Source organism: Streptomyces coelicoflavus (assembly GCF_045041415.1).
GTDB lineage: Bacteria > Actinomycetota > Actinomycetes > Streptomycetales > Streptomycetaceae > Streptomyces > Streptomyces coelicoflavus.
On the sequence record NZ_CP108218.1, the window covers coordinates 2,980,071 to 3,001,982 of the forward strand.

The window sequence follows — 21,912 nt, forward strand, 5'->3', positions numbered from 1 at the left end:
CTCGGGTCTCCTTCACGAGTCGGACGAGGGTCGGACGAGAGGGGGTTCGGTGAGGGTCAGCGTGCCGTCGACGAGGCCGGCGGCGGTCAGGGAGGTCAGGTCGTCGAGGGCCGCCGCGTGCTGGCGCAGCAGGGCCGTACGGCGGGCGATGTCGGCCAGGAGGGCGTCGTAACGCTCGGCCTCGTCGCCAGGGAGGTCGGGGATGAGGAGGTCCTCTATGCGGCGGGCGGAGCGGACCGCGCCGCTCACCCGCCGGTGTTCTGTAGCCGCCGAGCGCAGGAGCGCCGCCAGGGCGCGGGGCCGTACGGGATGCTCGGCGTCGGACCGTGCGCGCAGGACGCGGGCGGGGAAGGCGACCACCGACAGGCCCTCGTCGTCGACGTACGCGCCGAAGCTCGGGGTGGCGGTGACGACGATGTCGCCGCGTTCGGTGAAGTAGGCGTGCTCGTAGGTGGTGTGGAGTACGGCGCGGTCGATGCGGTGGCTGCCGACCGGCGCGCTGCCGGTGATCTCGGCCGGGGTGAGGACCGTGTAGTGGCCCGCGCCACCGGTGAGGAGGTGTTCGGCGGCGATGCGGTGGCCGGGCAGTCGGCGCAGGCGGCGGTCCTTGAGCAGGCGGGCCACGGTGGTGCGGCGGGCCGGCTGGTCGTCGGGGCGCAGGACGGCGTTGGCGCGGATCGTGGGCGCGTGGTCGAGGGCGCTGCGGGTGGCGTCGATCAGCTGCTGGAGGCGGAGTTCGGTCTCGGAGATGCGGGCCGGGCGTTCGACGACGGTGCGGGTGTAGCGGTCGGCGTGCGGGCGGTGCTGTGGGGTGAACGCGGCACCGGGTGCGCCGGTCAGCGCGGTGGCCCGGACGACGGCGGCGTGGCGCGGTTCGTGACGGCTGTCCGCCCTCCAGCCGGCGTCGCGGAAGATGTCGATGTCCTCGGCCAGCGCGTCCAGGGTCTGCGGGGTGAGGGGGCGTGAGGAGAGGTCGGCGAGGAGGATCTGGCCGGTGCGCTTGTCTTCGGGGGTGCGATGCAGGATCCAGATCGCGGTGCGGTGGGCCGGGCGGAAGGGGAGTACGCCTTCGGGGAGGCTGATCGCGGCCTTGAGGAGGTGCTGTTCCAGGAAGCCCCGGCGCAGACGGTCCGCTTCCCCGCGGGCGGGCAGAGGCCGGACGAGCGCGTCGGCGGGTCCCAGGACGACGGCAGTGCGGTCCTCGGCAAGGAGGTCGGTGAGGTCCTGCAGGCTTTGCAGGACGGCGAGCGGGCTGCGGGTCTCGGCCGCCTCATAGGGCAGGCAGCAGGCGATGACGTGCGGGTTTCCCCAGTCTTCCGTGGCCAGTTCCTCGCCGTCGGCAAGGTCCATCTCGAATTCCTGGACGCCCTGTGCCATGAGGCGGCGGCGGGCGAGCCGGACCAGGTCCGGCATCGGATCCGCGGAGAGGAAGAAAGGCGAATCCTCGGCATCGGACACGGATTCGCGCAGGGCGACTAGTAGATCGCCGCTCCGGGGATGGAGGACGGCGGCCGTTGCCCCTTCTTCGCGTTCGTTCAGTCGCGCGAGGCCGGTCAGGCGGGCCATCGTCCGGCTCACTAGCGGAATCGGTTCATCGGCGGCGAGGTCGTCGCAGCCCAGGCGGCGGCGTGCGTCCATGACCCGTTCGAGCGCTTCGGCCGGGGTGTAGGCGGCCTCGGTGAGCTGGTCGGCGAGCACGGCGAGCAGGGGGCCCTGACGGTCGGCGTCCGGCAAGTCCCGCAGCTCTCTTTGGAGGAAGGTGTCGTCGAAGTCGGTCTCGGCGGCACGCTCCAGGATCGTCTGCCAGGGCAGGTCGGCGAGCGGTTCATCGAGGAGCTGACGCAGGCAGAGCAGTGCGGTCACTGTGTCGACCAGGGTGCGGGCGGGGATCGCGCGCCGCCAGGCGGACAGGGTGTGCAGCACCAGCTCCGCCCGGATCTGGCCGGCGTCGGCATTGCCGCGGCCGGTGGACAGAAGCCATGCGGCGACTTCACGGCCGTCGAAGAGCGGGCTGGCCCCCTCGTACGCGACAGGCTCGGGGAAATCCGCGTGCCGGCGGGCCCAGGTGGTGACGACGGGACGTTGGACCTGGGCCAAGGTCCCGATTTCGGCGTAACTGATCCGCCAGGAGATCTCCTCGGGCAGGATGGGAGCGGTTGCTTCACGTGTGCCAGCCATGCGGTTCCGCTCCCTTCGTGAAGACTGCCTCGTGCTCCCGGTCGAGAACGTTTCTCCCAGGGCACCTCACACGCTACAGCCGGTCGAGCTCCCAGCTTTGCCAACGGTTGATAACCAGGGTTATCAGGTTCTTGAGCAATTTCACATCCAATCTTCTGGCACCTTCGTCACCATCACCCCGGCACCACCCGCCGGGACGCCAGCCCCATACGAGTCCGACCGCACCGGCGTCCTCATCGCCGCACCTCTGCTCCCTTGCCGGGCACTCACCTCTGTCCGCCTCGACACCCCCCGTCCCGTAAGGCCGCTCGTGTTACCGAACCGCACCGCAACCTCGCCCCAGGAGACCTCTGTGTCCAGCACCGCGTCGAAGCGCACCCTGTACCGCCTGACCCACGTCGAGGCGACCCCTGAGTCGATGCTCGAAGCCCTCGACGTCGACGCCCTCGACACCCTGGACGCGGTCGTGCGCGACGTCAGCGATCACATGGGAGTTCCCGCCCTCGCGGTGTCCTTCGCCGTAGCGAAGGAGGAAGCCGCCTGGGGCAAGGACATCCTCCGGCTCACCGACGAGTCGGACCTGCTGCAGAGCGAGCAGCGCACCGGCGCACTGCTCGTGCTCGCCGTCGACGACGTGATGTACGCGATCGGCTTCGACCAGGGCTACCGGCTTCTCCCCGCCCAGCTCAAGGACGCGCACTTCGGTCTGTCCTTCGGTATCCGCGCCATCAACCCGCGTCAGGTGCGGGACTTCACTGCCAGCGTCCTCGGCCAGGCGCGCATCGACAGTTCCCTGATCCCTGCCGGCGCCTCCGTACCGGCACTCGGACTCCGGGACCACGGGCGGATCATCCGCCACCTCGGCGGCTACCTCGACGAAGTCGACCTCACCGCAGGGAGCGGCACCAGGAACGGGGCCATGACCGCGGAGGGCGGCATCGGTCTCCGTATCAAACTCGGCACCACCCCCGCCACACTGATCAAGGACATCCGCGCCATCGCCACGATCTGCGAGCACGTCGTTCCCCACCCCGACCTGGCCTTCGTCGAGCACATCACCGCGGTCAAGGACCCTTCCCTCATCGACGCGCTCGACGCGGAACTGGACGCCACGCTCGGCCGTCCCGCAGACGGCCGGATCATGACCGCCGTCCCCTTCTCCCAGAGCACCGACCTGCCCCGGTCCACCGCCTGCACCATCAAGATCGGGTCCTGCCCGCCCCACCTCCGGGACGAGTTCAGTCTCGACTACGTCCTGGAGCGGGCCCGTGTGATCAAGGCAGGCGCCCGCGTCACGGCGCTCCGGCAGGGCACCGTCGAACTGTTTCGTGACACGCTCTCCGCACGGACCGCGCTCGCCCCGCGCACCGCCTCCCTGGAAGCCCTGTCCAAGGAAACCGCCATGAAGTGGATCGAGGCCACTTTCTCCCTCGGCTCCCGCACGTTCTGTCTGCTCGACGGTGAGTGGTACGAGCTCGGGGCGAGCTACCTGCGCAGCGTCAACGAGACCGTGGCTCCCTTGTTCCCCGACGCGCCCTCCGTCGATCTCCCCCGCTGGCCGCTCGTCGAGAAGCTCAACAAGAAGGGTATGCGCGTGATGCGTCCCGTAGACGAAGGCGACTACAACAAGCTGGCCGCCCAGGCCCGTCGCGGCTGGGTCTGCCTGGACAAGAAGAATGTCCACAACCCCTTTCGGGCAAGCAACTCCGTCGAGATCTGCGACCTGTTCACCGAGGACGACACTCTTGTCCTCGTGAAGCCCGCGCACTCCTCAAGCCCGCTGAGTCACCTGTTCAGCCAGGCGCGCGTCTCCGTTGAGCTCCTCTTCGAGAACGCGGCCGTACGCGCGGAGTTCGCCCGGTCCGTACACATCAACAGCGATCCGGCCCGCAGCATCCCCGAGGACTTCACCCCGCGCCGCGTCGTCTTCGCGATCCTTCTGAAGGACGGAGCCAAGCTCACGCCGGACTCCCTCTTCCCGTTCTCCGCCATCACCCTGGCCCAGACCGCGAAGGCCCTCGCCGCTCGCGGCGTGACCGTCGAAGTCATCGGCGTCGAAAGCGAGTCGGCCCAGTCCGCCATGCGCGACGAGGCTGCGTAGCCGCCCGGGACTCTCGCCGTAAACACGCCCTCTATATCTCTCATCCGAACGAGGAGTCCTTTCAGTAGCCCAGAATTCCCGCAAGGGCAGCGGGCATCGTCTCCGGGTGCAGGGCATTCAGGGAACGGCGGGAGGCTACATGGAACAGGCCCTCAACAAGCGGCAGCAGGCCGTGCTCGGCTGGGTGGGCCAGGGGTGTCCCGACGGAGTCTGGCCAGACAGCACGTACAAGACCAGCGGACAAGCCCTGCAGAACCGAGGGCTCATCAAAGTCACCAAACGCCGCGGGCATTGGAGCGCCCACCTCACCGAGAAGGGGCGGCAGCATCTCATCGAACGCGGCATCCGCCCCGTGGAGCAGAGCACCCGACCGCCGGACCGCCCCGCCCGAAATGCGGCACCGCCGCGCCCCCGAGCCGTGCCGAAGGCCCTTGCGAACTACGCGGACCAGCTACTCGATGAACTGGCCGTTGCGAACGACGGCTGTCTCATCAAGCCCATCGAATCCGGCCCGCACGCGGTGAATTGGGCGTCACGGGTCACCGCCGCCCGCAAATCCGGCAAGATCCCCCACACGCAGGAAATCCACGGATACCGCACCCACCGCGGCTACGAGATCAAGCTGGTCGACATCCCTGCCTGGCGCCTCGCGGAACTCACCCCGCTCCCTGTGCCGGCCAGACTCACCAAACCCCATGCCGTCGTGGCCGCCATCCAAAAGCAACCGCAGCCCATGGGCCTGACCAAACCCCTCCAGGGCCGAGCCCTGCGCATCATCCAAACCCTCATCGCCGCCACCACAGCCCAAGGCCACAAGGCATCGCTCGGAACCACACAAGGCGCGCCCCCGCCCCATCGGCGCCGCAAGGCACCACCGCACTTCTCCATCACCGCCCAAGGCGAAAGTGTCGGATTCCTCGTCCTCCAAGAACAGGACCGCAGCGAACACTTCCCCACAGACAAGGAACTCGCCGACGCCAAGAAGTACTCATGGATGCGTATCCCCCGCTTCGACTACACCCCCTCCAGCCGCCTACGCTTCATACTCCGCGGCGGCAGCCCGCACCGTGCAAGCGAATGGGCAGATCTCCCCGACCGGCCTCTGGAAGAACAACTCGCCGAGATCGTGCAGGAGGTCGGACTCCGCGGCGAAGCCGCAGAACGCAAACGCCTTGCAGACCAGCAAGCCAGAGAGGTACAGCAAAAGCGCTGGGAAGCCGCCATGCAGGAAGCCCACGCCGCCTACGCCCACGCCTACCGCGTCAAACAGCTCGGAGAACAGGCAGACACCTGGTACCAGGCCAGGCGCCTGACTGAATACGTCGCAGCTGTAGGCGTCCATGCCACATCACTTCCGCCCGGGCAGGAGCGGACCGAGGTCGAGGCGTGGCTCGCGTTCGCGGACGCGCACCTCCAAAACCTCACCAAATCGGCCTCAGCGCCGAAACTGCCCACGCCGCCGAAACCCAGCGGCGACGACCTCAAGCCCTTCCTCGGTCACTGGAGCCCCTACGGACCCCGCTCCTACTGAGCCGGACCAAGGGAAATCACACCGCCACGAGCCGGACCCGCTCGCCGCACAGCTTGGCCATGTCGTCAATATCGGAAGTCAGCATGACCACGGGGCGGTGCTGTCGCAGCGCGGCCTCCGCGACGGCCGCATCGATCGCGTACTTGTGTCCGTGCAACCCGGCATTCATCAGCAACTTCGAGGCCGCCCTCGCCTCCTCGTCACCGACCGGGACGACCCGCAGCCCGGAAAGCACCCAGTTCAGGCGTGACTTGTTGGTACGGGCGTGGACGGCCTCGATGATGGTGAGCGCACTGATCACGACCTCCATGCCACGCGACCTGGCCTCAGCGATCAGAGCCACCACCTGCTCGTCGTCAGTGAGCAGCTTCGAGAATCCCTCGCTGTCGAGGATCAGCGTCCCCTCGTGACTCAGCCTGCGGCGGGCCACTCGGCCTCCTCGGCGAACACCTCGTCGAAGACCTGCCGCGCCCGCTGACGAGCCGGCTCGGAGACCGGCCCCTTGCGGCTCTCGTAGTCCGCCAGGTACTCGTCCAGGACCTGCCCGCGCAGCTCACGCTCGACCGCCTCGGCGATGAACGCGGAGAACTCCCGCTTGCCCACCCGAGCCCGGATCGCCTCCGCGGTCCCCTCCGGCAGCGACAAGCTCACCCGCGTCGCTGGCCCTTCCCCGATGCTGTACGTCGCCTCAGCCATGCCCCCGATTGTGTCAAACGAGTAGGAAAAGCGCCACGTCCGCACTACCTTCACAGCTCGGTCAGCGCCCCGCTCACACAAATCCCAGCACGGGCATCCCTATCCCATCCCAACACGATCCCAGCACAGTACGGATGACCAGGGATGACGACAGGTGACGAGGGATCAGCTATCCCAGCACCATCCCAGCACGGGAAAAAACCAAGGGCCCGACTCCAAAGAGTCGGACCCCATCTGACCTGCACGTTTGCCAGATCAGCGACGTGGTGAACGTCAGCCGTTACACGTTGAACCTGAACTCCACCACGTCCCCGTCCTGCATCACGTAGTCCTTGCCCTCCATGCGCGCCTTGCCCTTGGCGCGGGCCTCCGCGACCGAGCCGGTCTCGACCAGGTCGGCGAAGGAGATGACCTCGGCCTTGATGAAGCCCTTCTGGAAGTCGGTGTGGATGACACCGGCGGCCTCGGGGGCGGTGGCGCCCTTCTTGATGGTCCAGGCGCGGGATTCCTTGGGGCCGGCCGTCAGGTAGGTCTGAAGGCCGAGGGTGCGGAAGCCGACGTGGGCGAGGGTGGCAAGGCCGGGCTCGTCCTGGCCGACGGACTGGAGGAGTTCGAGCGCCTCGTCCTCGTCCAGCTCGGCGAGGTCGGCCTCCAGCTTGGCGTTGAGGAAGATCGCCTCGGCGGGGGCGACCAGGGCGCGCTGCTCGTCCTTGAAGTCGTCGTCGGTCAGCTCGTCCTCGTCGACGTTGAAGACGTAGAGGAAGGGCTTCGTCGTGAGGAGGTGGAGGTCGTGGAGGAGTTCCGCGCGCTCGGTGCCCTGGAGGATGCCCTGGGAGAAGAGGGTGTCGCCCTTCTCCAGGATCTCCTTGGCCTCCTCGACCGCCTTGACCTTGGGAGCCACGTCCTTCTTGATGCGCGACTCCTTCTGGAGGCGCGGGAGGACCTTCTCGATGGTCTGGAGGTCGGCGAGGATCAGCTCGGTGTTGATCGTCTCGATGTCGTCCTTGGGCGAGACCTTGCCGTCGACGTGCACGACGTTCTCGTCCTTGAAGGCGCGGATGACCTGGCAGATCGCGTCGGACTCGCGGATGTTCGCGAGGAACTTGTTGCCCAGGCCCTCGCCCTCGCTCGCGCCGCGCACGATGCCCGCGATGTCGACGAAGTCGACCGTCGCCGGGAGGATCTTCTCGGAGGAGAAGATCTCGGCCAGCTTGGTCAGGCGGGGGTCGGGGACCCCGACCACGCCGACGTTGGGCTCGATCGTGGCGAACGGGTAGTTGGCCGCGAGCACGTCGTTCTTGGTCAGGGCGTTGAACAGGGTCGACTTGCCGACATTCGGCAGACCGACGATTCCGATCGTGAGCGACACGTTGCGACTTCCCGTACGTGAGATGCGGAGGGATGGGCGGGATGGGGCAGGCCAGGCGTGGGCCGATCCACCAGTCTACGGGGTGTGCCACAGCGGACCCGCTCGGAGTCGAACGCTTGGCCAAGGGGCACCCGACGGCGTGTCTGTCGGCCTATTCGGCACATAAACCGACCTAAGTTGGTCCAGTGGAGCAATACAGGACGCGACCTGCGCAGTACGGACCGCGACGAAACGGGGCGCCGCTGCCCGCCCAGGGCCGGGGCGGTGCCGCCGCCGCGCGGCCGCCGGCGGGGCGGGTCGGCCGGCCGGTGCGACAGCGACCGGCCCCGGTACGGCCCGCGCCCGGTCCGCCGGGTTCGCCGGTGGCCCGGGCGGTGCGCGCCCTGCGCGGGATGCCCAATCCGCGGTTGACGGGGCTGGGCAGCGGGCTGTTCTGCGCGGCCGTGATGACCCTGCTGGGCTTCCTCGACGAGCTGCTGTTCGGCGCGTCCCTGACCGTGTACGGGGTGCTGTTCGTGCCGGTGAGCCTGCTCACCGCGCTCTGGGTGCGCCGGGGCGACCTGCTCACCGCGCCCGTGGTCGTGCCGATCGCCTTCGCCGTGGGCCTGGTGCCCGTGGCCGAGAGCGGGGACGGTCTCGGCGGGCGGCTGATGGGGCTGGTGACCGCGCTGGCCACCGAGGCGGGGTGGCTGTACGGCGGGACGCTGGTCGCCGGGTCGGCCGTCATCGTCCGCCGGATCCGGCTGGTGCGGCGACGGGCCGCGGCGCGGAACCGGACCTCGACCTGACCGGCCTCCACATGACCGGCCTCCACGTGACCGGTCCCGCTCGGCGGTCCACACCCGCTCAGCCGATCCCGGCTCGGCGGTCCACCCCCGCTCAGCCGGTCCCCGCCAGGCCGGCTTCCGCTCAGCCGGCCGCGCGCATCGCCGCCCCCACGATGCCCGCGTTGTTCTGAAGCCGAGCGGGGACGATCTCCGCCTGGATGCCCTTGATGTGCGGCAGGAACTTGTGGGACTTCCGGCTGACCCCGCCGCCGATGACGAACAGCTCGGGCGAGAACAGCATCTCGACGTGGGCGAGGTACTTCTGCACCCGGTGGGCCCAGTGCTCCCACGACATGTCGTGGTCGTCCTTGACCTTGCTGGAGGCGCGCTTCTCCGCGTCGTGGCCGTCCAGCTCGAGGTGGCCCAGCTCCGTGTTGGGGATCAGGATCCCGTCGGTGAAGACGGCGCTGCCGATGCCGGTGCCGAAGGTGAGCAGGATGACCGTGCCCTTGCGGCCGCGGCCGGCCCCGAAGTGCATCTCGGCGACGCCCGCCGCGTCCGCGTCGTTGACGACCGTCACGTCCAGTCCGCCCAGCCGCTCGCCGAACAGGGCGCGCGCGTCGGTGTCGACCCAGCTCTTGTCGACGTTGGCCGCGGTGCGCACCGTCGCGCCGCCCGTGACCACGCCCGGGAACGTGAGCCCGACCGGGCCGGTCCAGCCGAAGTGCTCGACGACCTCCTTGACCCCGTCGGCCACGCCGTCCGGGGTCGCCGGGTGCGGGGTCAGCACCTTGCAGCGCTCCTGGGCCAGGTCGCCCCTGTCGAGGTCCACAGGGGCGCCCTTGATCCCGGATCCGCCGATGTCCACGCCGAAGATCTGCATGGCCCTACGTTACGACGGACGACTGACAGTCACGCTCCCGCGGTACCCGCGGCCCCCGAGCCGCCCCGCTCCGCCACCAGGGACGCCGCCTCCTCGCGCAGGTCGCGGCGCAGCTCCTTGGGCAGCGAGAAGGTGATCGACTCCTCGGCGGCCTTGACGATCTCCACGTCCTCGAAGCCGCGCTGCGAGAGCCACTCCAGGACCTGCTCGACCAGGACGTCCGGCACGGAGGCGCCGGAGGTGACGCCGACCGTGGTGACGCCGTCCAGCCAGGCCTCGTCGATCTCGTCGGCGAAGTCCACCAGGTACGCCGCGCGGGAGCCGGCCTGCATGGCGACCTCGACGAGGCGCTTGGAGTTGGAGGAGTTGCGGGAGCCTACGACGATCACCAGCTCGGCCTCGGCGCCCATCTGCTTGACCGCGAGCTGGCGGTTCTGCGTGGCGTAGCAGATGTCGTCGCTCGGCGGGGAGATGAGCTGCGGGAACTTGTCCTTGAGTGCGTCGACGGTCTCCATGGTCTCGTCGACGGAGAGGGTGGTCTGGGAGAGCCAGACGACCTTCGACGGGTCGCGGACCTCGACCTTCGCCGCGTCCTCGGGTCCGTCGACGAGCTGGATGTGGTCGGGGGCCTCGCCGGAGGTGCCGATGACCTCCTCGTGGCCCTCGTGGCCGATGAGCAGGATGTCGTAGTCGTCGTTCGCGAAGCGGACGGCTTCCTTGTGGACCTTGGTGACGAGCGGGCAGGTGGCGTCGATGGTGGCCAGCTTGCCGCGCTCGGCCTCCTCGTGGACGACGGGGGCCACGCCGTGCGCGGAGAACATCACGATGTTCCCCTCGGGGACCTCCTCCGTCCGCTCGACGAAGATCGCGCCCTTCTTCTCCAGGGTCTGGACGACGTACTTGTTGTGGACGATCTCGTGCCGGACGTACACCGGAGCCCCGTACTGCTCCAGGGCTTTCTCGACGGCGATCACGGCGCGGTCCACACCCGCGCAGTAGCCACGGGGGGCGGCGAGCAGGACACGGCGGCCAGGCGAAGCAGTCATGGCACCCATCGTAAGGCCGCGTTCGGCGGGTCAAAGATCGCGGCGGTGCGGCGGTGCCGGGGAGACTGGCGGGAACGTCTGGAGACGAAGTCCGAGGCGCCGGCGGAGGAACGATGTCACAGAACGGACAGACTGGACACAACGGTACGACGGCCGACCCGGGGGCCGGTGCGGAACAGCAGCTGAGGCGCAGTCTGGGCTTCAGGGACCTGGTGGTCTACGGCCTGCTGTTCATCGCCCCCATGGCGCCGGTCGGCGTGTTCGGCACGCTGGACGCCAAGTCGCACGGCGCGGTGGCCCTGGTCTACCTCGTCGCCACGGTCGCGATGGCGTTCACCGCATTCAGCTACGCGCAGATGGTGCGGGTGGTCCCCCAGGCGGGGTCGGTGTTCGCCTACGCGCGCGCGGGGCTCGGAAACGGGGCCGGCTTCATCGCCGGGTGGATGGCGATGCTGGACTACGTCCTCATCCCGGCGGTGGCGTACCTGTTCTCCGGCATCGCGATGGAGGCGCTGGTCCCGGAGGTGTCGCGGTGGGTGTGGACGGCGATCGCGGTGGTCGTGACGACGCTGCTCAACCTGTGGGGCGTGCGGACGGCGGCCCGGGTGGGCTTCCTGGTGCTCGCCATGGAGATCGTCGTACTCGTCGTCTTCGTGATCACGGCGATCGTGGTCCTGGCGCAGGACGGGGCCGAGCGCGACTGGCTCTCGCCGCTGTCCGGGGACGGCACGCAGGGGGCGTTCGCGCTGTCGGCGGTGGTCGGCGCGGTGTCGGTGGCGGTCCTTTCGTACCTGGGCTTCGACGCGATCGCCACCTTCGCGGAGGAGGTCACCGGCGGTTCGGCGAAGGTCGCGCGGGCGCTGCTGTTCTGCCTGGCGCTGGCCGGTGTTCTGTTCGTGGCGCAGACGTACCTGGTGGCGCTGCTCGAACCGGTGTCGTCGGCGCAGCTGGCGGCGGAACCGGAGCGGCAGGGTTCGGCGTTCTACGACGCCGTGGACGCGTCGGTGGGCACGTGGCTGCACGACCTGGTGGCGGTGAGCAAGGCGATCGGCGCGGCGTTCGCGGCGCTGGCCGGACAGGCGGCGGCCGGGCGGCTGCTGTTCGCGATGGGCCGTGACCGGCGGCTGCCGGGTGCGCTGTCGCGGACGGACTCCGGGGTGCCGCGCGTGGCGCTGCTGGTGTCGGCGGTGATCACGATGGCGGCGGCGGTGTGGGCGGCGCGCCGGGACGACGGTCTCGACCATCTGGTCTCGGTGGTCGACGTCGGCGCGCTGACCGCGTTCACGCTGCTGCACGCGAGCGTGGTGGGCTGGTTCGTGGTCCGGCGCGGCGGGGGTGGCGCGGTGCGCTGGGTGCGGCACCTGCTGGTGCCGGTGCTGGGCGCGGCGATCACCGTCGCGGTGATCGTGGAGGCGTCGGGCACCGCGCAGGTGGTCGGAGCGATCTGGCTGGCGGTGGGCCTGGCGGTGCTGGCGGCGCAGTGGAGGGGACGCAGGGACGCGGAGAGGGCCGGGGGGTGAGCCGGGGACGCGGGCTCGGCAGGGGGTGAGGCGAGGCCGCGCGTTGACGCGGGCCGGGCGGGGCGGACCCCAGGGGCGACGGTGCACGGGACCAACAGGCTTCGGACCGACAGGCGCGGGAGGGAAGGACGGCGTGCCGGGGCGGCCAGGGCACGCGGGGGCGACGGGCATGGCTGGGCGGGCGGGGTATGGCCGGGGACACGGGCGCGGCCGGGGCGTGACGAGGGACCGGGGGCTCGGAGGGCCGGATTGTCGGACCCGGCCGTTACGCTCGGGCGCATGGCTGCCAACTCGACTCCCGAAAGCCCGCTGCCCGTGGGCGAGGTGTCCCGGCTGATCGGGGGCTGGATCGACCGGCTCGGCGCGGTGTGGGTCGAGGGACAGATCACCCAGTTGTCGCGGCGGCCGGGCGCCGGTGTGGTGTTCCTGACGCTGCGCGACCCGTCGTACGACATCTCCGTGAGCGTGACCTGCTACCGGCAGGTGTTCGACGCCGTGGCGGACGTGGTCGGCGAGGGTGCGCGGGTGGTCGTGCACGCGAAGCCGGAGTGGTACGCGCCGCGCGGGCAGCTGTCGCTGCGGGCCGCCGAGATCAAGCCGGTGGGCGTCGGGGAGCTGCTGGCCCGGCTGGAGCAGCTGAAGAAGGCACTCGCGCGCGAGGGGCTGTTCGCGGCGGAGCGGAAGAAGCCGCTGCCCTTCCTGCCGCAGCTGATCGGCCTGGTGTGCGGGCGGGCGTCGGCGGCCGAGCGCGACGTCCTGGAGAACGCCCGGCACCGCTGGCCCGCCGTCCGCTTCGAGGTGCGCAACGTCCCGGTGCAGGGCGTGCACGCCGTGCCGCAGGTGGTGCAGGCCGTGAAGGAGCTGGACACGCTCGACGACGTCGATGTGATCGTCGTGGCGCGCGGTGGCGGCAGTGTGGAGGACCTGCTGCCGTTCTCCGACGAGCAGTTGGTGCGGGCGGTCGCCCAGTGCCGTACGCCGGTGGTCTCGGCGATCGGGCACGAGCCGGACAGCCCGCTCCTGGACCTGGTCGCCGACCTGCGCGCCTCCACCCCGACCGACGCCGCCAAGAAGGTGGTGCCGGACGTCGGCGAGGAGTACGAGCGGGTACGGCTGCTGCGTGACCGGGCCCGGCGGTGCGTGGCGGCGTTCGTCGACCGCGAGGAGCGGGGGCTGGCCCACGCACTGGCCCGGCCGTCGATACAGGATCCGCACCGGATGATCGAGGAGCGGGCCGAGCAGGTGACGGCGCTCCTCGACCGGGGCCGCCGCTCGCTGCGGCACCACCTCGACCGGGCCGACTCCGAGTTGACGCACACGCACGCGCGCGTGGTGGCCCTCTCCCCCGCCGCGACCCTCAAGCGCGGGTACGCCGTGCTTCAGCGGGCCGACGGCCACGCGGTCCGCGACCCGGGCGAGGTGGAGCCGGGCGAGACCCTGCGGGCGCGGGTGTCCGAGGGCGATTTCTCCGTACGAGTCGACGCATAGGGTGGGTGGATGACCAGCGAGGTGGAGCAGCCGACGGCGATGTCCGAGGCGCTCGGGTACGAGCAGGCGCGGGACGAGCTGATCGAGGTCGTCCGGCGGCTGGAGGCCGGCGGTACGACGCTGGAGGAGTCCCTCGCCCTGTGGGAGCGGGGCGAGGAGCTGGCGAAGGTCTGCCGCCGCCGGCTGGACGGCGCCCGGGCCCGCCTGGACGCGGCGCTGGCCGAGGAGGCGGGCACGGAGGACGAGGACGCGGCCTCCTAGCCCTCGTCCAGCCCCGTCCAGCCCTCGTCCAGCCCTCGTCCAGCCCTCTTCCAGCCCTCCGTGCGACCCGGTCGACCCCCGTGCGACCCGGTCGCCCCCGTCGGCCTCCCGGCCGCCCTCCCTCAGCTCTCCTTCGCCGTGTCCTCGGCCAGGGTGTGGGCGACGAGCGCGTTGGCGTGCCCGTGGCCGAGGCCGTGCTCGGTCTTGAGCCAGGTGACCAGTTCCATGTGCTTGGTGAGCGGCGAGGACCGGATGAGGTCCTTCCACTCCGCGACCGGGCGGCCGTACTTCTTCTCGATGGACGGGAAGTAGGAGGCGGGGCCCTTCACGGTGCTGCTGCTCATGTCGGTTCTCCCTGGGTTCGGCGACGGTGCACTGACGTATAGGACCGTCGGCGGCCGGGAAAACGATCGCTCGGTGATGGTGATCCACGCCACAACAGAGATGATCATGTGAAGCGGATCACCGCATCTCCGTTTTGGTTGAAGGTTGAACTTCTTTGCCGTAGTGTCGTCGCAGTCAACGGCTCCGGTCCCCACGTCACGCGGAGCCGACGCACCCCGCAAGGAAGATCACGTATGTCTCTCGTTCTTGACCCCGCCGCCCAGGACCTGCTGTTCCGCGAGGCCCGCACCGCGAACACCTTCACCGACGAGCCGGTGACCGACGAGCAGGTGCAGGCGATCTACGACCTGGTCAAGTACGGCCCGACCGCCTTCAACCAGTCGCCGCTGCGCATCACGCTGGTCCGTTCCCCCGAGGCCCGCGAGCGTCTCGTCCGGCACATGGGCGAGGGCAACCGGCCCAAGACGGCCACCGCGCCGCTGGTCGCGATCCTGGCGGCGGACAACGAGTTCCACGAGGAGCTGCCGCAGCTCTTCCCGCACGCCCCCCAGGTCAAGGACGCCTTCTTCAGCGAGCGCCCGGTGCGCGAGGGTGCCGCCTCGCTGAACGCCGCCCTTCAGGCCGCGTACTTCATCGTCGGCGTCCGCGCGGCGGGTCTGGCCGCCGGGCCGATGACCGGCCTGGACTTCGAGGGCGTGCGCAAGGAGTTCCTGGACGACGACCACACCCCGCTGATGGTCGTCAACATCGGCCGCCCGGGCCCGGACGCCTGGTTCCCGCGCTCCCCGCGCCTGGCCTACGACGAGGTCGTCACCACCGTCTGAAACCGACGCGCGACGTCACGAAGCCCCCGGTGGTGCACCGGGGGCTTCGTCGTGTGCGTGAGGTCTCCCTCAAGGAGGCTCGTGTTCACTCGTGCTCAAGGGGGCCCGTGCGGGTACGGCGCCGGGTCAGGCCAGCTTCAGGGCCGCCGCCATCCTGCCCAGCTGCTCGAACGAACCCGTGCCGGCCACGACCGTCGTCGCACCCTTCACGCCGTCGGTGTCCCGCAGCACCAGGGCCTCGTACCGCCCGCCCGTGTAGCGGGTCCACGTCCGGCCGCCGATCTCCTCGGTGGTGTCGGTCTTCCGCGCGCCCTGGCTGGCTTCCTCGATGAACTCGGCCGGCTTCCCCGTCGACTGCTCGACCGCCACGTACTCCCCGTCGGGGGCGTGGTAGCCCAGGTGCCAGGCGTTGTCCTCGGCGCCCCGGTAGCGGACGGAGGTCGGCTTCCACTCCTGGGCCAGCCCCTCGGGCGCCGCCACCGGATACGGCGCGGCGCGGCGCGCGGTGGTCAGCTCGACCGTGTAGTCGACCCTCTTGAGGTCGGGCCCGTCGTCGTCACCGTGCGGGATGAAGAGCCACATGACCAGTCCCGCGAGAACGATGACCCCCAGGGAGAGGACCATGTCCCGGGCCGTCTTCTGCTTGCCGTTCGTACCTGCCACGCGTCCTATCGTCGCAGGTCCCCCATGTGCTCATACGTGGGGCCCCCTGCTCATTTTGTCGGACTGACGATAGAGTCGTGGCCACACCCTCATCCGGCCGTCGTCGTATCAGAAAGGTGCGTTCCGATGACCGAGCATCATCTGCCCTCCGAGCTGGACGTCCCCTCGGAGGCTCCCGACCGCAACCTCGCCATGGAACTCGTGCGGGTCACCGAGGCCGCGGCGATGGCCGCCGGCCGCTGGGTCGGGCGCGGTGACAAGAACGGCGCCGACGGTGCCGCGGTGCGCGCCATGCGCACCCTCGTCCACACCGTCTCGATGAACGGCGTCGTCGTCATCGGCGAGGGCGAGAAGGACGAGGCGCCGATGCTCTTCAACGGGGAGCGGGTCGGCGACGGGACCGGGGCGGAGGTCGACATCGCCGTCGACCCCATCGACGGCACCACGCTGACCGCCAACGGCATGACCAACGCGATCGCCGTGCTGGCCGCCGCCGAGCGCGGCTCCATGTTCGACCCGTCCGCGGTCTTCTACATGGACAAGCTGGTCACGGGCCCCGAGGCCGCCGACTTCGTCGACATCAACGCGCCCGTCGCCGTGAACATCCGCCGGATCGCCAAGGCCAAGCGCCGCATGCCGGAGGACGTCACCGTCGTCATCCTCGACCGGCCCCGGCACCAGGGGCTGATCAAGGAGGTCCGGGAGACCGGCGCCCGCATCAAGCTGATCTCCGACGGCGACGTGGCCGGCTCCATCCTGGCCCTGCGCGAGGGCACCGGCATCGACCTGCTGCTCGGCATCGGGGGCACGCCGGAGGGCATCATCTCGGCCTGCGCCGTGAAGTGCCTGGGCGGCACCATCCAGGGCAAGCTGTGGCCCAAGGACGACGAGGAGCGGCAGCGGGCCGTGGACGCCGGGCACGACCTGGACCGGGTGCTCACCACGGACGACCTGGTCGCCGGGGACAACGTCTTCTTCGTCGCCACCGGCATCACCGACGGGGAACTGCTGCGGGGGGTGCGGTACCGGTCGGAGACGGCTACGACCGACTCGATCGTGATGCGGTCGAAGTCGGGGACGGTACGGCGGATCGACTCCGAGCACCGGCTGAGCAAGCTGCGGGCGTACAGCGCGATTGATTTCGACCGGGCGAAGTGACTCCGTCGGTTGTGCGGGGCGCCCATTGAGTTGGGGGTGCCTGTCGCGTGGCGTCTGCGGCGCCGTCGTGGCTGGTCGCGCCCACGCGGCAGAGCGCAGATTGAACACAGCCCCGCGCCCCTGGGTTGGCTGCGATCCCCGGCGTTGGAAGGGCACCCTCTGTGCGGAGAGGGTGCCCTTTCTGGTGGCGGGGTTTTAACCGGCCGCGGCTATGCGGCCCGTGGTGCGGGCGGCGTTCTTGAGTTCCACGTCGCGGCGGCGGCGCCGGGCCAGGACCACGCGGCGTTCGGCGGCGGTGAGGCCGCCCCAGACGCCGTACGGCTCGGGCTGGAGCAGGGCGTGCTCGCGGCACTCGACCATGACCGGGCAGCGCGCGCAGACGCGCTTGGCGGCCTCTTCGCGGGAGAGCCGGGCGGCGGTCGGTTCCTTGGAGGGGGCGAAGAACAGTCCGGCCTCGTCGCGCCGGCACACCGCCTCGGTGTGCCAGGGAGCGTCTTGGTCCCTGTCCCGCACGGGCACCCGCTGGGCCGGAACGGCAGCTACCTGCAGGGACGAATGCGGCGGTTGCAGCACGGGTCTACTCCTGACGACGGCTTCGCTAGCGAGAGACGATGCGTCAAGGCTTACCCGTTGTACGCGTGCCTATGCACTGGGTTCCCAACCGCTGCCGGGCCGCGCTACAGGTGCTTGCGCACGCCCTTCTCGACCCGGCGGTGCACCCGGTCCAGGATGTCCGCGACGACCTTGCCGCGCTTGGGACGCGCCTCGACGCTGCCGAGGACGGCCCAGCCGTCCACGTAGACGACGGGGGCGTCGGCCTCGGCGGAGTCGTGGGTGTGGACCTCGAAGCTGCCGAGCACGCCGCCGCCCGCGCCGCGTACCGACACGTTCTCCGGGACGCGCACCTCCACGCTGCCGAAGACGGAGAACGCCTTGACGACGACCTGCTGGTACTCGAAGACCGCCTCGCTGAGGTCTATCTCGACGCTGCCGAAGACCGCGTAGGCGTGGATGCGGCGGTTGGCCCGCCAGCGGCCCTTGCGGACCGCGCTGCTGAAGACCGCCACCACGTTCTCGTCGGGCTCCACCGGGATGGCACCGGCGGTGGGGCGGTGGGGGGCCGGGGCGGCGTCGTCCCGGCCGCGGTGGGCGGCGGGCAGGTCCCGCACGAAGACGTCCAGCTCGCCGACGGTCTTGGCGGCCAGCACGCCCTCGACGCGCTCGGCGTGCTCGTCGGCGGTGAGCCGCCCCTCGGCGAGGGCTTCGCGCAGCATGTCGGCCACGCGGTCACGGTCGGCGTCCGAGGCGCGCAGCTCGGAGGTACGCGGTGCGGCGGGGGCGTGCTTGTGAAGGTCCACGGCCGTAGCGTACCGAAACGCGATAGATCGCGACCAGCCCTGTGGACAACCTTGTCGCGGACCAGAAGCGGTCAACTGAGTCTTACCTCACCCGCTCGGCGTCACGGGCAGGTTTTAGGCTGGTTGGCGCTGCCAATGGAGGCCAGCCGTCGTTGCTGGGAGAAGCGCCGGGGGATCCGCCGGGATCCCGCCGTGGGATCCGCCGGGATCCGGCGAAATCCAGCCGCGCGTGATGTCGAGTGAGGAATGGGCGAGATGCCTGAGTTCGCGTACACCGATCTGCTCCCCCAGGGCGAGGACACCACTCCGTACCGGCTGGTGACCGCCGAGGGTGTCTCCACCTTCGAGGCCGACGGGCGGACGTTCCTCAAGGTGGAGCCGGAGGCGCTGCGCAAGCTGGCCGAGGAGGCCATCCACGACATCCAGCACTACCTGCGCCCCGCCCACCTGGCGCAGTTGCGCCGCATCATCGACGACCCGGAGGCGTCGGGCAACGACAAGTTCGTCGCCCTGGACCTGCTGAAGAACGCGAACATCGCGGCGGCGGGCGTGCTGCCCATGTGCCAGGACACCGGCACGGCGATCGTCATGGGCAAGCGCGGCCAGAACGTGCTCACCGCGGGCGGCGACGAGGAGGCCCTGAGCCGGGGCATCTACGACGCGTACAAGAACCTGAACCTGCGCTACTCCCAGATGGCGCCGCTCACCATGTGGGAGGAGAAGAACACCGGCTCGAACCTCCCGGCCCAGATCGAGCTGTACGCGACCGACGGCGGCGCCTACAAGTTCCTGTTCATGGCGAAGGGCGGCGGTTCGGCCAACAAGTCCTTCCTCTACCAGGAGACGAAGGCCGTCCTGTACGAGTCCTCCATGATGAAGTTCCTGGAGGAGAAGATCCGCTCGCTGGGCACGGCCGCCTGTCCGCCGTACCACCTGGCGATCGTCGTCGGCGGCACGTCGGCCGAGTACGCGCTGAAGACCGCGAAGTACGCCTCCGCGCACTACCTGGACGAGATCCCGGCCGAGGGTTCGGAGCTCGGGCACGGCTTCCGGGACCAGGAGCTGGAGGAGAAGGTCTTCGAGCTGACCCAGAGGATCGGCATCGGCGCGCAGTTCGGCGGCAAGTACTTCTGCCACGACGTACGCGTGGTGCGCCTCCCCCGGCACGGGGCGTCCTGCCCGGTCGCCATCGCCGTGTCCTGCTCGGCGGACCGGCAGGCGGTCGCGAAGATCACCGCCGAGGGCGTGTTCCTGGAGCAGCTGGAGACCGACCCGGCCCGCTTCCTGCCGGAGACGACGGACGAGCACCTCGAAGCCGAAGGGGACGTCGTCAAGGTCGACCTGAACCAGCCCATGGACGACATCCTCGCCGAGCTGACGAAGCACCCGGTCAAGACCCGGCTGTCGCTGACCGGCCCGCTGGTCGTGGCCCGCGACATCGCGCACGCCAAGATCAAGGAACGGCTGGACGCGGGCGAGGAGATGCCGCAGTACCTGAAGGACCACCCGGTGTACTACGCGGGTCCGGCCAAGACGCCCGAGGGGTATGCCTCCGGCTCCTTCGGTCCGACCACCGCCGGGCGCATGGACTCCTACGTGGAGCAGTTCCAGGCGGCGGGCGGCTCCAAGGTGATGCTGGCCAAGGGCAACCGGAGCAAGCAGGTCACCGACGCGTGCGACACGCACGGCGGCTTCTACCTGGGCTCGATCGGCGGGCCGGCGGCGCGGCTCGCGCAGGACTGCATCAAGAAGGTCGAGGTCGTCGAGTACGAGGAGCTCGGCATGGAGGCGGTCTGGAAGATCGAGGTCGAGGACTTCCCCGCGTTCATCGTGGTGGACGACAAGGGCAACGACTTCTTCCAGGACCCGGCGCCCGCGCCGACGTTCACGACGATCCCGGTGCGGGGGCCGGGGCTGGCGTAGCCCCCGCCGCTCCACGGCTCAGCGGCAGGCCGGTCCGGACCCGTCCGGGCCGGCCTTTCGCCCCTCCCCCGACGTCCGGATAACGAACACACGGTTCTTCTTTCGGACAACCTGCCCTCCCGGGCGTCCACTCCATTGACTGCCCAGGCTTCCGCTGTGAGTCTTTCGCCGCTCCGACATGTACACGCCATGCGTACATGACCTGCGTGGCCACCCCTCAGCCACTTCTGGAGGACCAAAGGTGAAACGAAGATTCGCCGTGGCGAGCCTGTCCCTCGCCGTCGCGCTCGGCCTCGGCACACTCCCCGCCGTCGCCGCCGACTCCGCGCCCACCGCCGTCCAGTCGCCCGACATCGACGTGACGAGAGTGAAGGCGCATCTGACCGAGCTGAACTCCATAGCCGGACGCAACGGCGGCACCCGCCGCTCGACCGGCCAGGGATACCGCGACTCCGTCGCCTACGTGAAGGGCAGGCTTCAGGCGGCCGGTTACACCGTCACCGAGCAGCCGTGCACGTCCGGTTGCGCCGGCGGCGCGGGTCCCAACCTGATCGCCGAGTGGCCGCACGGCGACGCGAACGATGTGTACATGTTCGGCGCCCACCTCGACAGCGTGTCGGCGGGCCCCGGCATGAACGACAACGGCTCGGGCTCGGCCGCCCTCCTGGAGAACGCCCTGACCCTGGCGCAGCAGAACCCGACGATGAAGGGCCGGGTCCGCTTCGCCTGGTGGACCGACGAGGAACAGGGGCTCAACGGCTCCGACTTCTACGTCCGCTCGCTCTCCTCGGCGCAGCGGTCCGCGATCACGGCGTACTACAACTTCGACATGATCGCCTCCACCAACGGCGGCTACTTCATCAACCACGTCACCTCGGCCGCCGCCGCGCCCATGAAGGCGTACTGGGACTCGCTGGGCCTGCAACCCGAGGAGAACACCGAGGGCGCCGGGCGCAGCGACGACTACTCGTTCGAGCAGTACGGCATCCCGACCTCCGGCTACGCGATGGGCGCCGGCGCCCGCAAGACCTCCGCGCAGGCCGCCAAGTGGGGCGGCACCGCCGGGGCCTCGTACGACCCGTGCTACCACCGGTCGTGCGACAACCTCGACAACATCAACACCACCGGCCTGGACCGGGCGTCGGACGGCATCGCGTACACCATCTGGCAGCGCGCCGTGGGCACCGGCGACGACGGGGGCGGCGGTTGCGACACCGACCCCGTCGCCAACGGCGGCTTCGAGAGCGGCAGCACGCCGTGGACCGGGGACACCGGCACCATCGGCGCCCACTCGGGCCAGTCGGCGCACGGCGGGACCCGCTTCGCGTGGCTCGCCGGATACGGTTCCACGCACACCGAGTCGGTCGGCCAGACGGTGACCGTCCCGGCCGGGTGCACCAGCCTGACGTACTGGCTGCACATCGACACCGACGAGTCGGGGTCGACGGCGTACGACACCTTCAAGGTGAAGGCCGACGGCACCACGCTCGCCACCCTGTCCAACGTGGACGCCCGGAGCGGCTATGTGCAGCGCACGGTCGACCTCGGCGCCTACGCCGGCCGGCAGGTGGCCCTGAGCTTCACCGGCAGCGAGGACCGCAGTCTTCAGACCAGCTTCGTCCTGGACGACGTGAGCCTCCGGGAGGGCTGACCCGCCGGACGGCAGGACCGAACCGGACGGCCGGCCCACCCCCGGGCCGGCCGTCCCCGGGCCGCCGCCGGGCCGTCCCGGAGCCACCACCGGGCCGTCCCCGGGCCGCCGCCGAGCCACCACCCGGCCGCCGCCGGGCCACGCCGTGAC

Annotated in this window: 20 protein-coding genes; 10 read left to right on the forward strand and 10 right to left on the reverse strand. The window is 70.1% G+C overall.

The genetic code is table 11. The features are described 5' to 3' along the window. Positions 1-12: 12 nt before the first annotated feature. Positions 13-2,178 (reverse strand): hypothetical protein, encoded by a 2,166-nt coding sequence (locus tag OHA99_RS12975; RefSeq protein ID WP_405695823.1) that lies wholly within the window; start codon positions 2,176-2,178, stop codon positions 13-15. 352 nt (positions 2,179-2,530) lie between these two features. On the opposite strand from OHA99_RS12975, the gene OHA99_RS12980 reads away from it, so the two are divergent. Next, a complete protein-coding gene (locus tag OHA99_RS12980; RefSeq protein WP_405695825.1) occupies positions 2,531-4,279 on the forward strand; it encodes a DUF6119 family protein in 1,749 nt (582 codons plus the stop codon). Positions 4,280-4,418: 139 nt separating this feature from the next. After that, entirely contained in the window at positions 4,419-5,810 is a 1,392-nt protein-coding gene (locus OHA99_RS12985; RefSeq protein ID WP_405695828.1) for a hypothetical protein, read from the forward strand. 16 nt (positions 5,811-5,826) lie between these two features. Here OHA99_RS12985 and OHA99_RS12990 read toward each other — a convergent pair whose 3' ends face one another. From OHA99_RS12990 to ychF, 3 genes are all read right to left on the reverse strand, one after another. Continuing rightward, positions 5,827-6,240 carry a DNA-binding protein gene (locus OHA99_RS12990; protein ID WP_405695829.1) on the reverse strand — a complete coding sequence of 138 codons (414 nt, stop codon included), beginning with the start codon at positions 6,238-6,240 and terminating at the stop codon, positions 5,827-5,829. After that, on the reverse strand, positions 6,222-6,506 hold the full coding sequence (locus OHA99_RS12995; RefSeq protein ID WP_028438980.1) for a hypothetical protein: 285 nt from the start codon (positions 6,504-6,506) through the stop codon (positions 6,222-6,224). Before OHA99_RS12995 ends, OHA99_RS12990 begins: the two co-directional genes overlap by 19 nt. Positions 6,507-6,786: 280 nt before the next feature. After that, positions 6,787-7,875, reverse strand: a complete 1,089-nt coding sequence (ychF, locus tag OHA99_RS13000; protein WP_153178143.1) for a redox-regulated ATPase YchF — start codon at positions 7,873-7,875, stop codon at positions 6,787-6,789. 308 nt (positions 7,876-8,183) lie between these two features. On the opposite strand from ychF, the gene OHA99_RS13005 reads away from it, so the two are divergent. Beyond that, positions 8,184-8,663, forward strand: coding sequence for a DUF6542 domain-containing protein (locus OHA99_RS13005; RefSeq protein WP_405695833.1), 480 nt, complete (start codon positions 8,184-8,186; stop codon positions 8,661-8,663). A 121-nt stretch (positions 8,664-8,784) separates the two neighbouring features. On the opposite strand, the gene ppgK is transcribed toward OHA99_RS13005, so the two are convergent. Both ppgK and OHA99_RS13015 read right to left on the reverse strand, forming a co-directional pair. Beyond that, positions 8,785-9,525, reverse strand: a complete 741-nt coding sequence (ppgK, locus tag OHA99_RS13010; protein ID WP_405695834.1) for a polyphosphate--glucose phosphotransferase — start codon at positions 9,523-9,525, stop codon at positions 8,785-8,787. 29 nt (positions 9,526-9,554) lie between these two features. Then, positions 9,555-10,580: a 4-hydroxy-3-methylbut-2-enyl diphosphate reductase gene (locus tag OHA99_RS13015; RefSeq protein ID WP_405695836.1), complete on the reverse strand. Its 1,026-nt coding sequence runs from the start codon at positions 10,578-10,580 to the stop codon at positions 9,555-9,557. A gap of 104 nt (positions 10,581-10,684) precedes the next feature. On the opposite strand from OHA99_RS13015, the gene OHA99_RS13020 reads away from it, so the two are divergent. From OHA99_RS13020 to OHA99_RS13030, 3 genes are all read left to right on the forward strand, one after another. Further along, positions 10,685-12,091, forward strand: coding sequence for an APC family permease (locus OHA99_RS13020; RefSeq protein ID WP_153178147.1), 1,407 nt, complete (start codon positions 10,685-10,687; stop codon positions 12,089-12,091). A 279-nt stretch (positions 12,092-12,370) separates the two neighbouring features. Then, positions 12,371-13,579, forward strand: a complete 1,209-nt coding sequence (gene xseA / locus OHA99_RS13025) for an exodeoxyribonuclease VII large subunit (RefSeq protein ID WP_153178148.1) — start codon at positions 12,371-12,373, stop codon at positions 13,577-13,579. A gap of 9 nt (positions 13,580-13,588) precedes the next feature. Beyond that, a complete protein-coding gene (locus tag OHA99_RS13030; protein ID WP_153178149.1) occupies positions 13,589-13,840 on the forward strand; it encodes an exodeoxyribonuclease VII small subunit in 252 nt (83 codons plus the stop codon). A 122-nt stretch (positions 13,841-13,962) separates the two neighbouring features. Here OHA99_RS13030 and OHA99_RS13035 read toward each other — a convergent pair whose 3' ends face one another. Further along, positions 13,963-14,184, reverse strand: a complete 222-nt coding sequence (locus tag OHA99_RS13035; RefSeq protein ID WP_153178150.1) for a DUF4287 domain-containing protein — start codon at positions 14,182-14,184, stop codon at positions 13,963-13,965. Between the two features lie 234 nt (positions 14,185-14,418). On the opposite strand from OHA99_RS13035, the gene OHA99_RS13040 reads away from it, so the two are divergent. Then, the gene (locus OHA99_RS13040) at positions 14,419-15,009 is read left to right on the forward strand and encodes a malonic semialdehyde reductase (RefSeq protein ID WP_007387596.1); all 591 of its coding nucleotides are present in this window, start codon (positions 14,419-14,421) and stop codon (positions 15,007-15,009) included. Between the two features lie 126 nt (positions 15,010-15,135). Here the strand turns inward: OHA99_RS13040 and OHA99_RS13045 are convergent, their stop codons facing one another. After that, entirely contained in the window at positions 15,136-15,672 is a 537-nt protein-coding gene (locus OHA99_RS13045; protein ID WP_153178151.1) for a DUF4245 domain-containing protein, read from the reverse strand. A gap of 126 nt (positions 15,673-15,798) precedes the next feature. Between OHA99_RS13045 and glpX the strand changes: the two genes are divergently transcribed. Further along, positions 15,799-16,830: a class II fructose-bisphosphatase gene (gene glpX / locus OHA99_RS13050; RefSeq protein WP_153178152.1), complete on the forward strand. Its 1,032-nt coding sequence runs from the start codon at positions 15,799-15,801 to the stop codon at positions 16,828-16,830. A 195-nt stretch (positions 16,831-17,025) separates the two neighbouring features. On the opposite strand, the gene OHA99_RS13055 is transcribed toward glpX, so the two are convergent. Both OHA99_RS13055 and OHA99_RS13060 read right to left on the reverse strand, forming a co-directional pair. Further along, a complete protein-coding gene (locus OHA99_RS13055) occupies positions 17,026-17,403 on the reverse strand; it encodes a WhiB family transcriptional regulator (RefSeq protein ID WP_003973931.1) in 378 nt (125 codons plus the stop codon). Positions 17,404-17,507: 104 nt separating this feature from the next. After that, positions 17,508-18,188 carry a DUF1707 domain-containing protein gene (locus OHA99_RS13060; protein WP_153178153.1) on the reverse strand — a complete coding sequence of 227 codons (681 nt, stop codon included), beginning with the start codon at positions 18,186-18,188 and terminating at the stop codon, positions 17,508-17,510. 255 nt (positions 18,189-18,443) lie between these two features. On the opposite strand from OHA99_RS13060, the gene OHA99_RS13065 reads away from it, so the two are divergent. Together OHA99_RS13065 and OHA99_RS13070 are read left to right on the forward strand one after the other, a co-directional pair. Further along, on the forward strand, positions 18,444-20,111 hold the full coding sequence (locus tag OHA99_RS13065) for a fumarate hydratase (protein WP_405695840.1): 1,668 nt from the start codon (positions 18,444-18,446) through the stop codon (positions 20,109-20,111). Between the two features lie 241 nt (positions 20,112-20,352). Continuing rightward, a complete protein-coding gene (locus OHA99_RS13070; RefSeq protein ID WP_405695842.1) occupies positions 20,353-21,762 on the forward strand; it encodes a M28 family peptidase in 1,410 nt (469 codons plus the stop codon). Positions 21,763-21,912 lie beyond the last annotated feature (150 nt).

What these genes read in the sequence shown, in the direction of transcription:
- ppgK (WP_405695834.1), bottom strand. Translation starts at nt 9,525, where the DNA reads ATGCAGATCTTCGGCGTGGACATCGGCGGATCCGGGATCAAGGGCGCC.
- OHA99_RS12985 (WP_405695828.1), top strand. Translation starts at nt 4,419, where the DNA reads ATGGAACAGGCCCTCAACAAGCGGCAGCAGGCCGTGCTCGGCTGGGTG.
- OHA99_RS13015 (WP_405695836.1), bottom strand. Translation starts at nt 10,580, where the DNA reads ATGGGTGCCATGACTGCTTCGCCTGGCCGCCGTGTCCTGCTCGCCGCC.
- OHA99_RS13030 (WP_153178149.1), top strand. Translation starts at nt 13,589, where the DNA reads ATGACCAGCGAGGTGGAGCAGCCGACGGCGATGTCCGAGGCGCTCGGG.
- OHA99_RS13020 (WP_153178147.1), top strand. Translation starts at nt 10,685, where the DNA reads ATGTCACAGAACGGACAGACTGGACACAACGGTACGACGGCCGACCCG.
- OHA99_RS13065 (WP_405695840.1), top strand. Translation starts at nt 18,444, where the DNA reads ATGCCTGAGTTCGCGTACACCGATCTGCTCCCCCAGGGCGAGGACACC.
- OHA99_RS13035 (WP_153178150.1), bottom strand. Translation starts at nt 14,184, where the DNA reads ATGAGCAGCAGCACCGTGAAGGGCCCCGCCTCCTACTTCCCGTCCATC.
- OHA99_RS12975 (WP_405695823.1), bottom strand. Translation starts at nt 2,178, where the DNA reads ATGGCTGGCACACGTGAAGCAACCGCTCCCATCCTGCCCGAGGAGATC.
- glpX (WP_153178152.1), top strand. Translation starts at nt 15,799, where the DNA reads ATGACCGAGCATCATCTGCCCTCCGAGCTGGACGTCCCCTCGGAGGCT.
- OHA99_RS12995 (WP_028438980.1), bottom strand. Translation starts at nt 6,506, where the DNA reads ATGGCTGAGGCGACGTACAGCATCGGGGAAGGGCCAGCGACGCGGGTG.
- xseA (WP_153178148.1), top strand. Translation starts at nt 12,371, where the DNA reads ATGGCTGCCAACTCGACTCCCGAAAGCCCGCTGCCCGTGGGCGAGGTG.
- OHA99_RS13040 (WP_007387596.1), top strand. Translation starts at nt 14,419, where the DNA reads ATGTCTCTCGTTCTTGACCCCGCCGCCCAGGACCTGCTGTTCCGCGAG.